This is a genomic window from Pseudofrankia inefficax (assembly GCF_000166135.1).
In the GTDB taxonomy this organism is placed as follows: Bacteria; Actinomycetota; Actinomycetes; order Frankiales; family Frankiaceae; genus Pseudofrankia; species Pseudofrankia inefficax.
The window spans coordinates 5458353-5471230 of record NC_014666.1; the positions used below are offsets into that span (position 1 = coordinate 5458353).

The following is a 12878-nucleotide window of genomic DNA, read 5'->3' on the forward strand; positions in this document are numbered from 1 at the left end:
GCCAGCCTGACCTTCCGGCGTCCAGCGTCGCTGCACGAAAGTTCGGTCGAGTGGGGTCCCGGTCTACAGCGGGTCCGATGGACTTGGCGTAATCAGGGTCGCGCTACGTTTGGTGGTCGACAGTCTTCTGGCCACCATCAATTGTTACTCCACAGCCTGACATTTCCATCGGCGCTGCCGGTCGCGATATGTTGACCATCCGGTGAGAAGGCCACCGAGAAAACCTTACCACCGTGCCCGGATAGCGTCTCCACACAAACGGGGGCAGTCGGATCAGCAATGTTCCACAACCGAGCGATCTTCTCGTTGCCAGCTACGGCCAGTACACGACCGTCAGGGGAGAAAGCTGTCGAAAAGACATTGTCCGACCGGCCCGCCAGGCGGCCCACCGGCACGGGGTTTCTGCCGTGGACGTCATAAAGGAAGACCTCACGGCCCCATTGGGCGATCGCGAGCAGACCTCCGTCCGGCGAGAACACGGCTCTTTGGATCGCCCTGTCGTTTTCGATGGTCGCTACCCGTGCGGGAGCGGATGGATTGGTGACATCCCAGATGATGACCGCCCGATCGAGGCCTCCGCTCGCGAGCCTACAGCCATCGGAGGAGAACGCAACAGCAGTAACCGCGCGGTCGTGGTCGGCGAGGGCGGCCACCCTGGCGGGCGTTCTCGGGTCCGCGACGTCCCAGATTCCAATCGTTCCATCTCTGCTCGCTGTCGCGAGCAGGCGAGTCTTGGGCGCGAACGCCACGCACTCGACCGATTTGTAATGGCCCGCCATGCTGGCACTCAGAGACGGAAGAACCGGGTTGGAAAGATCCCACAGCTCAACGTCATTCGATTTTCCCCCGCCGGCAAGCAGCCGACCATCACCAGAGAAGGCCACAGTGAGGAACCTGCTTCGCCGGGACCCCACAACAGACGATCGAACTGGAGCACTCGAATTTTCGATGTTCCAGATCGTCACGCTCCCCTCACTGCTCGCCGAGGCAAGAAGCCGGCCATCGGGCGAGAACGCCACGTCGGATACTCCCAGGTACTCGACCATGCCGGCCCGGCTCGCCACGCGAGCTAGCTTGCTGCCGTGCTGCATCGTCGACACGAGCTCACCAACCATTTTTTCTCACCCACCAGCCTGAGTGCCCTGAAACCGAGCTCGACATAGAACTCATGAGAACCACGGCTGAAGAGACCATGCCAACGCGGCCGTCTGCTGCGCGAGACGCTTCTTGCCGAGAGGCTCTCTGATGGCCTCCAGGAATGGGTACAGCCGAGTCCCATTCCTACTCACCGCCCGCGCGCTCCGGAATCTGTAAGTGAGGTAGTCGAGCCCGGAGTACCCGATAGTCGCCGCGATCCTGCGGGGCTTCCGCCAGTTTCCGTTCTTACTGAGGGCTACCGCTCTGACAGAGAGCGACGCAGCGAGGGCGACTCCGGCCGCGACTCCGCAACCCACCGAGATGGTGCAGGCCGCGAACGCCACCGTGCCGGCAATTTGGGCCCGGTTTTTCCAGGCACTGCGTGCCAACCTCTTCAACCAGCTGCGATTGCCGTCAAGGTCGAATCCGTTGATGGGGTCCTGGTTGGCGTAGTCGTAGGCGTTGGCGGAGCCGCCGGGGATGGGGTCGGTCTGGAGGAAGCGACCGAGGTCGGGGTCGTAGAGGCGGACGCCCATGAGCGTGAGGCCCGACAGGGTGTTGCGGGAGCGCTGTTTGCCGCCGAGCCAGCCGTAGGTGGGGTAGGCCGCGGAGGTGAAGTACGGCAGGCCGAACTCGGTGTTGTCCGCATAGCTGGCCAGCGACGTCGCACTGGTCGAGTCGGCCACCGTGGCGACGATGTCACCATGCAGGTTGGCGAGTTGCAGGGTGACGGCGCCGGCGTTGTCCTGACTGGCCGCCAGGCTGCCGTCGATGCCGACGATGCTTCGGGTCCAGGCAGTACCGGTCCCGATCCAGGCGGGACTGTCTCCAGACGAAGACGTGTAGTGGTTGGTCGAGGTCGAGCTGCCGTCGGTCCAGGAGCGGATCCGCCGGGCTGGGTCGAGCGCGTAGGTGCGGGTCGTGGAGCCCACTGTCTCGGACGCGACCAGGTCGTTGACGTAATAGCCGATCGTGGCCGACGTGCCGTTGGGTGGGTAGGGGTCCGTGGTCGTCCGGCCGAACAGGTCGTAGGCGTACCCGCTGTTGGTGAGGCGGTCGGCCTGGTCGTAGCCGAAACCGAAACCGGTGGGCGACGTACTGGTTGAACAGGTGCCGGTGTCACTGCCCCCGGCATCGGGGTAGCTCGTCAGCGAGGTCCGGTTGGACTCGGCGTCATAGGCATAGACGCGGGTGGTGCACAGCGCCGTCCCGCTACCGAAGCTGGCGGTATCCGCGACCGAGGTGAGCCGTCCAGACGGGTCATAGCCAAGAGTTCTGCCACCCTGCGGCGTGCTGTCGAGCCGAACCTGCCCATAGATCGAGTTGGCCTGCGCGAACGTCATCCACGGAGTCGTCCCCATGGTGTAGGTCAGCGCGTTGGCGTCACCGGTGTTGTCGTACCGGGTCGTCGCAACCAACCCACTCGGATACGTCTCCGTCGTCATCTTCCCGTCGCCGTTGTAGGTGGCGGAGAAGACGGACGGAGCGCTGCCGGCGCCGACGTTGAGGGAAGTGACCAGGCCGCGGTGTTCTCCCGCGACGCCGTCATAGGTGTAAGTGTAGGTGCCCTTGCCGTCAGAGGACGTCCCCACTCGGCCGTCTATGTCGTAGGTGGTCGAGGCGGAGTTCCCGTCGGCATCGGTCTGCGACGTGACCCGGCCCCACGAGTCATAGCCAGTCGTCAGCGTGATTCCACTGGCGGTGGTCGTCGTGGCCAGGCCGGTCGCGGGATCGAAGCCGTAAGTGGCCGTCGGAAGGGCCGTACCGCCGTTGGCCGCGGGGCTCGCGGCGATCGCCTCAGATGTCTTTCGGCCGGCGCTGTCGTAGGTGTCGGTCGTCGTCCGGGTGGTCGTCGTGCCCGAGACGGTGACGCTGTCGGTCGACGTCAGCGGCTCGGCGAGATCGTTGTAGGTGTTGGTGGTGACGGGCAGCGGGTTGCCGGTGCTGGGCTGGGCGGCGGGGCCGGAGGTGCAGGCCAGACCGGTCCAGGAGGCGTTGACGCAGCTACCCGTCCCGGTCGCGGTGTAGTACGTGGTCAGGGTGGTGTAGGCGTCGGTCCCGGTGCTGTTCGCCTTGGGCTGGCGGCTCTCCACGACGTTGCCGGCGGCGTTGTAGTAGGTCGTCTTCACGATGTCGGGGGTGGTGCCGCCGCCCATCCAGGTCGTGACCGTCGTGGGCTTGCGCAGGTTCCAGCCGGAGGTCGACGGGTCGGCGCCGGTCTTGGCCTCGTAGCCGTTCACCGTCTTGCGGGGGTCGACATCGGTTCCGGAGAGCGTGCGGGCCGTCGTCGTGACCGTGGTGGGCAGGCGGTAGGGGTCGGGTGCGGACGGCGCGCCCTGGTCGTAGTCGGTGTGGACGTGTTCGCGGGCGGAGTACCGGGCGCCGCTGTTGTCGATGATCAGGTGGGTCGGGCCGTAGGTGTCGGTGACGAGGACGCCGTCCGACGAGTAGACGGTCTGGTCGTCCAGCAGCTGCGAGCGGGCTGCCGAGGTCGTCAGCGCCGCGACCGACGGGTCGGTGTCGGCGGTCGGCGTCAGCGCCTGGTTGCGGTTCTCCGCGGACAGAGAGCGGACGACGTTGCCGTTGGCGTCGTGCTCCGTCGTGCTGATCTGCCAGGCGTTGTTGCCATAGCTCGCCGCGTTGACCGCTCGGCCGTCCGTGTCCAGGTAGGTCAGGGACGCGTAGGGCCAGTCCGTGGCGGTGGGCGGCGAGGCGGGCACGTGGTCGGCCGCGAAGACGCCCGCGCCGTAGATCGGCAGGTCGGTCTGGGCCCAGTTCGCGGCCTGGCCGGAGGACAGGTCGGTGGGCGCGCCGGTGCCGGTGACGGGGATGTCGTAGGCGACGGTCTGGGTCGCGGTCGCCCCGGCCGGGGTCGGCCGGGCGGCGGTCAGCAGCCTGCCGCTTCCGTCGTAGGTCATGGTCCAGGTCGCCTGGCCGGGCGGTGTGACGGTCGACAGGCGGTTCAGGCTGTCGTAGCCGTACGTGGTGGCGAGCCCGGTACGCGGGTCCTTCGCGGAGCGCAGCAGGCCGTTCGAGTCGTAGGCGTACTGGGCGACCGTGACCGCCGGGTTGCCGTTGAGCGACATCGCTATCGCGGTCAGCCGGCCGACGTAGTCGCCCCAGGTCGCCTGGGTGGTGCCGGTCGCGGTCGTCGAGGCCGCGTAGGTCAGGGTCAGCGCGCGGCACCCGGCGACCAGCGTGGTGCACGTGACGCCGGCCGGGACCGGCGCGAGGATGCGCGTGGTCCGGCCGGAGGAGTCCGTGGTGAAGGACGAGGTCGTGCCCGACCCGGGCTCGATCACGCTGGCGACCGGCCAGGTCGTGGCGCCGTTGACGGTCACCGCCTGGTAGACCGTCTGGGTGCCGTCGGCGTCGGTCGCGGTGAACTGGGTCGCCGAGTTCTTGACCAGCTTCGACCCGTCCGTCCCGGAGTCGCCGACACCGGTGTATGCGTACGGGTAGGCGCCGGTGCCGGAGCGGACGTAGACGTCCTGAACCCCGGTGTCGTCGGTCAGGGTGACGTAGCCCTGGGAGTCGGTGAAGTCGCCCAGCGTCTCGTCGGCGCGACCCGCGTCCGGGCCAGGCATGGACGCCGTCCAGCCGGGGCCGAAGACCCCGGTCGCGGCGGGGGTCGTGGTGGCGACGGCGGGCCGGACCTCGAACATGACCCACGAGTTGGTCGCCGTCGTCGGCGCCGTGGTGGAGATCGTCATCGTCTGGCCGAACGTCGTCGACGGCGCCGTCCGGTACAGGGCCGCGCCGGTCGCGTCGAACTGTGAGTAGCTACCGGCCAGCGTGACTCCGGTGCCAGGAGTCGGAGTGCCCGCGGCGTTCCAGTCGGCCACCGCCGCGAACGCCATGGACCCGGCCGTCGTCGACGTCACGGACTGGTTGAGCACGCCCTCCGCCGTCGTCGCGGGGCCGATGTTCGTCGCGGCGATCGGGTTGATCAGGTTGGCGCCGGTCAGCACGATGACCTTGAGGAACTTCGTGCACACGTTGTTCGACGCGTGCAGCGTCACCGTGCGCGCGGAGGACCCGGTCGTCTTCGCCCACCAGGCGACGGCCTCGTCCTTGGACGCGCTCGCGCCGGAGCTGCCGATCTGGGTCCAGGTCAGGGCGCCGGAGTCCGAGAGCGACGGCCCGTTGCTCGTGCCCGAGGAGTTGGACGCGGTGTCGCCGAACGCGAGCAGCAGCGCGTTCGCCGGCGCGGTGAACGACGCCGTGACCGCGTCGCCGGCCGCGGTGCAGCCGTTGCCGGCCCAGCCGACCGCCGCCGGCGACGACGGGTCGACCACCAGGCCACCGGCACTCGACAGTGTCGTGTCCGTCCGGCCCACGGTCAGGCTGCCGGTGTAGGTGGGCATGGACACGTCGGTGGCGGAGACCGCGAAGTCACCGGTCAGCAACGCCACCGTCCCCGGGCCAACCGGTGCGGTCGCGTCCGCGTCGGCGAAGGCGCGGCGGGAGTACTGCACCGTGCGCGCCGGGGTGCAGGACACCGTCGAGGACGAGTCCGTGAAGCACGCGCGGATCTGGTCCGCGCCGTCCGGGACCGAGTAGTTCGCCATCGTGGTGCCGAGGTCCCACGTCAGCTTGTCGAACAGGGCCGAGCCGTTGCGGGCCACCGGCCAGGCCGTGGGGTGCGTCGAGGTCCCCGCGATGACGACGTCGGAGGTCGGGACGTCCACCCAGGTGGTCGACGTGTTGGAGCCCCAGTGGTACTGGTAGCGCACCGAGACCTGGCTCGACGGTGCCTGGCCCTCGAGCGTGGTGTAGCGCTGGATTCGCGAGCCTTCGTCCGGCTGCGCCAACGCTCCGGTGCCCACGCCGAAGCTGTACGAGACGACCGACGACAGGTTGCCCGAGGTGTCCTTGGTGCGCACGTAGAACTTGTGCAGCCCGGGTGTCGGCCCGAGGGTGGCCGTGGTGGTCGAGGTCGTCTCGGTGGACGGCGACGGCTGGTCCAGCCCATACAGGAACGACTTGGTGTCTCCGCCGGGTGAGGTCCAGGTGAAGGTGCCGGACGTCGCCGAGCCCCAGCCGCCGGACGGCCAGACCGCCGAGCTCACGGCCGACGGCGCGGCCGGGGCGGTCGTGTCGACGGCGAACGGGATCCACGTCGACCAGGATTTCGAGTAGTCCGTCCCGTCGAAGCCGCGGGCCCGCCACTCATACGACCCGCCATTGGCCAGCAGGCCCGACGGCACCGTCCACGCGCCGGTGCTGTTCGCCGCGATGTTGGAGACGGACCCGTTGGCGACCTCGGTGGTGGCGTTCGAGTTCCAGACCTCGAAGTCCACCCGGACCGCCGTGCCGTCCGGGTCGTACGACCCGCCGTACAGCGTCGGCGTCGTCGTGTTCGTCAGCACCGGCGACGGGCTGACGGCGCAGGGCGCCAGGCACGGGGCGGTCGACCGGCCCGAAACGGTCGCAGGGTAGGAGTTGTAGGTGACCGAGATGTGCGGCGCGAGAATCGTGTCGCCCGAGTAGAACCACTTGAACTGGTTGGTGTCCGACTCGTTCGACGCCCGCATCGTCAGCGCCTCCGGCGAGGCGAAGCCGTTGCTCGACCACGCCGACACCAGGCCGGTGATGTCGATGTTCGTGCCGCCCGAGCCGGTGCACGAACCGCCGTTGTTGAACGTCCCCGAGCCCCAGACGACGCCGTCGGCGGTCGGCTGGGTGTTCCAGGTCGTGCCCGCGCCCAGCCCGCCGGAGCCCTCGACGACCATCGGCTCGACCGTGCACGTCTGCGATCCGCCCTGCCACAGGTTCAGCACCGCCGAGGTGACGTGCTTGCCCTTGATCGCCGAGTCGTCGAAACGCAGGAACGAGCGGTTCACCGAGTTGCCGTTGAGGTTGCCCAGGCGCAGCTCGGAATACGTGTCGTAGTTCGTCGTCGGGTTGGCGCTGTTCACGTCCGTGTCGAGGTTGTCCGCGAGCGTCGCCGCCGGGTCGATGGTCACCGGGTACTGCCGCGCCTTGTCCGTCAGCCACGTCCGGTCGGGCTTCAGCGTCAGCGTCGGCGCGTCCGGCTTGGCGGTGTCCAGGGTCGCGTCCACCGTCCTGGTCGCCGTCGGCTGCTTGCTCGTCGGGTCGACGTGCGCGTCCCACATCAGCGGCGCCGGCGACCGGGCCGTCACCTTCCCGCCCGCGGACAGCTGGGTCTCGCCGCCCGGGGTCCGCGACGCCGTGACCCCGCGCAGCCGCATCGGCACCCGCAACGCGGTCTCGGCGGCGGCGGGGGTGTAGGCGACGATCTGCAGGTCGTAGCCGGTCGCGGTCACCGTCACGACCAGGTCCGTGTCCGCGGCGACGCCCTTGTAGGTGGCGGTGTTGTCCTTCAGCACCGGCGCCGGCAGCGCCGACGGCCAGCCGAAGGCGACGGTCCGGTCTCCGTCGATCAGCGTCGCTACGTCGCCGGCGGCCTGGCTGCCCGCCGACAGGACGATGCCCGCCTTGGTCACCTTCGGCGTCACCTTGCCGTCGGCGACCACCAGGGTGGTGTCGACGTCCGCCCAGCCGTCCGCGGTGCGCACGCGCCGGATGCCCGAGTAGGAGTCGACGGTCATCGTCCCGTCGGGGTTCACGTACGCCGTCGTCGACTCGGTCCGCAGGCCGGTCACCTCGATGCGGCGCTTCTGCGCTCGCGCCGTCAGCTGCGCCGAGACCAGGTCCGGCCGCTCCGCCGGGCCCTGGTCAGCGGCCGGCGGCGGGGTGGCCGGCGGCGTCGCCGCCCGCGCGGACAACCGGAGCGCCGGCACGGACGCCACCGCCGTCGACACCAGAGCGGTCGCCAGCAGCACCACCAGAACGCGCACGGACCACACCCGACGCACCAACAGGGTCGCCAACACACCGACTCCGATCCCGAAACCAGCAAGAAGGGCGCAGGACAAAGCCAGCACGGAAACCGGGCATGAACTCCGGTGACCGCGATGGGACCACCGAAAATGGAGCACCGACAGCAGTCAGCGCAAGGACGAACTCACCAAATGATCAACTCGTCCGCCACGGAAAGTAGAAACCGAACGATGGCCAGCAACCCAACCACCGCCAACCCCTGAACCAAACGCGCAGGTTCCAGACGACCCCGTGCGCCACTAGACCTGGCACTCTGCCGCGACGTGAGGGCCGTTCACGGTCACTATCCGTACAGAATGTGATCCACATCACACAAAATCTGTTAACCTGGCCGTCACATGGCGGCCCAGCGGCGCGAGCCCCGGCCCATCTACTGGCATGTAGATAGCTGCCATCCGCGACGAAGCATCTAGCGCGGAGCAGAGAAGGCGTGGTACTGCTATCGCCCGCGAACAGTTTTCCTAACCACCGACGTCGCCGGCGGCCGGAAGCCATCGGCTGGCGATCCAGCAGAAACGGGGGCCAAGCGGGGGGGGGCGGTACCAGCAACGAAAGTGAGAGCGCGACCGCTACTCTCTTGGAGACCCAACAATGAGTCCCTCGATACGCCACCCGCCGTCATTTAGGGCCGCTGCCGTAGCGCGCGTCCTCCGTCTACGTCCCAGTCATGCCTCCGAGTCAGCCGCCGTCCGGGCCGTCGCCGCCGGGCTGGGGATCAACGCCGAGACGCTTCGGGGGTGGGTCCGCCAGGCCGAGATCGACAGCGGCCGCAGGGAGGGCCTCACCACCGCGGCGCGCCAGGAGCTCTTCCGGCTGCGCGTCGAGCTGGCGAACGCCCGCCGCGCGCTCGAGAAGGCCACCGCGGCCACGACACAGCTGGCCACGACGCGCCCTCAGGACGGAACCCAGGGTGTCGACGGCGCGTACAGCTGAACCACCCACCGCCGCTCCAATGTCCGACGGTGACGGGGCCCGCCAGGCCTCAAGGCCGTGGGAAAGGCTGCCAGCCACGGGTGGGCGCGGCGGGGGCCGGCATCGCCGGCCGCCGTCGCGCGCGGGCCGCCTGGCCAGGACCCTCGGCCCGCCGACCGTCAGCCTGCCGCTCGTCCTGCTCATGCTGATCTTCTGCCAGTCGGACCCACCCGGGCACGACACGTCCGCGAGCAGCCAGACGGCCGCCGCACGGTCGACCGGCTATCCCCTGCCGTCCGCACTCGCTGTCTCGCCAGGCAGGTCCAGCGACGTGTCGGGTTACCCCGTGCCGATCGGCGCACTCGCCAGCGCGGCGGCCGCGAGCCCGAGCCCCACCGGCACGGTGGGCAGCCTGGTCGCCCTGGCCGGCGGCGAACGGCGAATCCCCCAACCCGTCCTGGCCGCCTACCAGCAGGCCGCCGCCACCCTCGCCGGTGAGCAGCCGGCCTGCCACCTGCGCTGGCAACTGCTCGCGGGCATCGGCAAGGTCGAGTCCGGCAACGCCACCGGACGCCAGATCAGCCCCGACGGCACCGTCACCCCGACGATCCTCGGCCCGCGGCTCACCGGCCACGGCGGCTTCGCCCTCATCACCGACACCGACCACGGCGCCCTCGACCACGACACCACCTACGACCGCGCCGTCGGCCCCCTCCAGTTCCTCCCCGCCACCTGGGCTTCCGCCGGCCGCGACGGCAACGGCGACCACCGCACGGACCCCAACAACATCCACGACGCCGCCCTGACCGCCGGCGGCTACCTGTGCGCCCACCGCCGCGACCTGGCCAACCCCAGCCAGCTCACCGCCGCGATCCGCGCCTACAACCCCTCCGACGCCTACGTCCGCGCCGTCCTGGCCTGGACCAGCGGCTACACCACGAGCGCCCCCACACCGGTGGCCGTCCCGGCCAACGCCGGCGCCACCAGCCCGGCCGACGGCGAGCAGACCAGCGGCCCCTACCCGGTCTTCGCCCTCACCCCGGTAGACACGGCCGCGGCCACCCCGTCCAGCTCCCCCGCCGCGGCCGCCTGCACCCCCCTCACCATCACGACCGGCAGCCTCACCGCCGTCCTCACCACGACCAGCCTCAGCCTCACCGGCCGCTACACCGCCGCCACCAGGGACCCCAACCCCAATGGGACGATCGACGTCCACGCCATCGCCCGCGACCCGGCCGGCCAGACCCTCGCCACCACCGACCGGCCGCTGCCCCTCAAGCCCGGTGACCTCCCTGCCGTGCTCACCGAGCTCCCGCTTGACCGCCTGACCAGCCCCGGCCACACCACGACGATCACCCTCGTCGTCACCGTGGCCCCGCCCGGCTGCCCCAGCCGCACCCTGACCTCCCTCACCATCACCGACATCACCAGGCCAGCCAGCACCCCCAGCCCGGCCGCGACCCCCAGCCCCACCGCGACGCCGAGTGCCACCGCAACGCCGAGCGCACGTCCCATCCCCAGCCCCACCAGCACGCCGGGAACCCCATGACCCCGAGACCCCCGGGAAGGAGCCCACTCCGGTGAGTCGGCACCGCAGCTCCGCTCCCCGCCCATCAGCGCCCGGCAGGGCCGCACGACCGGCAGGCCTGGCGGCCACCAGGCACCTACCCGTCACCCCGGCACCGAGCAGGCCCAGGCACCAACCCGCGGCGGCCACCGCCACGCCGAAACCAGCCGGGCCGCGCAAGGGCGCTCACCGCAGACGCCAGCCCACCGGTGGCCGGGGCCTGGGACCGGTCCAGCTGCTCGCGGTCCCCGTGATCGGCCTGCTCCTGCTCCTCGGCGACGAACAGCACCCGCTCGCGGACAACGGGACCAGCACGCTCACCACGCCAAGCGCCAGCCGGCCCGCGACCGCCGCCAGCTACCCGACGCCATCGCCCTTCCCCCAGGCAGACACCACCGTGGTCGCTGCCCCCTCTGCCCTGGACACCACGCCCCCCGGCGACCCGTCCACACTCACCACGACCACCAGCGCTCCGACCAGCGCCGCGCCCGTCCCGTCAGCCACCGCCGCGCCCGGCCCGCCGACGGCGGCGCAGCACCCAGCGCTCCCGGCCCCAACCAGCTCCCCGCCGCTCGTCCTGATCCCCCTCGCCGCGGCGAGCACCACCAGCCGGACCCCTACCCCGGCAGCCACCACCCCGCCCAGCGTCACGATCACCGCCAGCGCCGTCCCTGACGGGACCGCCAGCCCCGACCCAAGCCCAAGCCCAAGCCCGAGCCCGAGCCCGACGGCCAGCCTGACCATGACGCCGATCCCGATCATCACCCTGACGCCCGGCGCGAAATGCGACGTGATCACCGTCGTGCCGGCCAGCCTCGCCGCGACGGTCGACCAGACCGACGGCCACACCACCCTCACCCTCACGGGCAGCTACGCCGCGCCCGCGAGCGCCGCGCCTGACGGCCAGACCACCATCCACACCGACGTCCGGGCCACCGCGACCGACGACACCCCACTCCTGCAGGCCGACACCACCGTCCCGACCCAGCCCGCCGACGCCCCGGCCGTCCTCGCCACCATCGACCTCGACGAGCTCCCGGCACCCGCCCCGACGACCCTCACCCTGACCCTCACGACCACCCCGGCCAGCTGCGCTCCCGTCAACCTCGCCACCGTCGTGATCATCGACGTCGCCGTCCGTCCTATGGCTCCGGCAGGAACGTGACCAGCACCAGCGAGAGCAGCGGGACGAAGCACAGGACGGTGAAGGCCGCGGCGATGCCGTGGGCGTCGGCGACGGCACCCCAGACCGGGGCGCACAGGCCCCCGGCGCTGACCGCCAGCCCGAGCGTGACGCCGGACGCGGTGCCGGGCCGGGTCGGCAGGTAGTCCTGGCCCAGCTTGACCAGGACGGCGAACGGGATGTTGAGGGCGAGACCGGTCGCCACGGCGGCCACCAGACCGGTGCCCGAGCTGGGCGCCAGGCGCAGCAGGACGAGCATCGGCACGAGGAGCACGGTGCCGGCCTGGACGGCGCGCACCGCACCGATCGCGTCGGCGACCCGGCCGCCGGTCAGCGTGCCGGCGACGCCGCCGACCATGAAGCAGGCCAGCGCCGCCCCGGCCGCGGTGTGGCCGGCGTGCAGGTGGCGGATCCAGTAGAGCTCGATGAACGTGCTCACCCCGAACAGCACCACCGACCGGATCACCTCGACCCCGGTGAGCACGAGGAACGGGTGCCAACGGTCGGTGCCGGCGACGGCCACCGGCCCGGCCGGCGCGGCGGCCTGCCGCTGGTGGGCGCGCAGCAGGACGTACCCGATGAGAACCGCCGGCGGGATGAACACGGCCGTCGCCGCCAGGCCCCAGGCCGCGAGCAGCGGCGTGGCGAGCACCGGGGCGAGGAAGAACCCGACGCTGCCGCCCGCGGCGAACACGCTCATCGCCGCCGCCTGGTCGCCCGCGGCGCGCCGCGCCGCCTTCCCCGCCGCCGGGTGGAACATCGACACGCCGACGCCGGACAGCAGCAGCGCGAGCCAGCTCAGCGCGTAGGTCGGCAGCACGCCGGCCAGCCCCGCGCCGATCCCGGCGAGGCTCACCCCGGCCGCGGCCAGCCAGCCGACCCGGCGGCGGTCGACCAGCAGGCCGACCAGCGGCTGGGGCAGCGACCCACCCAGCGTCGCGGCCAGGGTCAGCCCCGACGCCGCGACGTAGCCGTAGTGCCGGTCGAGCACGAAGTACGGCACGCTGGCCGGCACCAGGCCCTGGTACAGGTCATCGATCGCGTGCGCGGCGGCCCACACCCGCATCCGCCGCCAGGCCGAGCCCGCGGCCGTCGCCTCGATCCCGGCGACCGCTGTCAGCGGGGTGTCCGCCATCGGGACGGCCCCGCCGGGATGGCCGGCCTCGAACTCTGTTCTCACCTGTTGCTCCTTGGACAGCTCGTCCGGACCGG

At 70.8% G+C, this 12878-nt stretch carries 6 protein-coding genes; 3 read left to right on the forward strand and 3 right to left on the reverse strand.

Annotated features, from left to right (window positions below; translation table 11 throughout):
• Positions 1–137: 137 nt before the first annotated feature.
• Positions 138–1091 (reverse strand): WD40 repeat domain-containing protein, encoded by a 954-nt coding sequence (locus tag FRAEUI1C_RS37655; RefSeq protein WP_232425539.1) that lies wholly within the window; start codon positions 1089–1091, stop codon positions 138–140.
• 75 nt (positions 1092–1166) lie between these two features.
• Positions 1167–7961 carry a DNRLRE domain-containing protein gene (locus FRAEUI1C_RS41690; protein ID WP_049806972.1) on the reverse strand — a complete coding sequence of 2265 codons (6795 nt, stop codon included), beginning with the start codon at positions 7959–7961 and terminating at the stop codon, positions 1167–1169.
• A gap of 634 nt (positions 7962–8595) precedes the next feature.
• On the opposite strand from FRAEUI1C_RS41690, the gene FRAEUI1C_RS22155 reads away from it, so the two are divergent.
• From FRAEUI1C_RS22155 to FRAEUI1C_RS39705, 3 genes are all read left to right on the forward strand, one after another.
• Positions 8596–8937, forward strand: coding sequence for a transposase (locus FRAEUI1C_RS22155; RefSeq protein ID WP_013425578.1), 342 nt, complete (start codon positions 8596–8598; stop codon positions 8935–8937).
• Positions 8938–8956: 19 nt separating this feature from the next.
• Positions 8957–10465: a murein transglycosylase gene (locus tag FRAEUI1C_RS36560; RefSeq protein WP_013425579.1), complete on the forward strand. Its 1509-nt coding sequence runs from the start codon at positions 8957–8959 to the stop codon at positions 10463–10465.
• Between the two features lie 268 nt (positions 10466–10733).
• Positions 10734–11648, forward strand: coding sequence for a hypothetical protein (locus tag FRAEUI1C_RS39705; protein WP_157735010.1), 915 nt, complete (start codon positions 10734–10736; stop codon positions 11646–11648).
• Here FRAEUI1C_RS39705 and FRAEUI1C_RS22180 read toward each other — a convergent pair.
• Positions 11626–12846 (reverse strand): MFS transporter, encoded by a 1221-nt coding sequence (locus FRAEUI1C_RS22180; RefSeq protein WP_013425581.1) that lies wholly within the window; start codon positions 12844–12846, stop codon positions 11626–11628. The two genes, FRAEUI1C_RS39705 and FRAEUI1C_RS22180, sit on opposite strands and share 23 nt — an antisense overlap.
• Positions 12847–12878 lie beyond the last annotated feature (32 nt).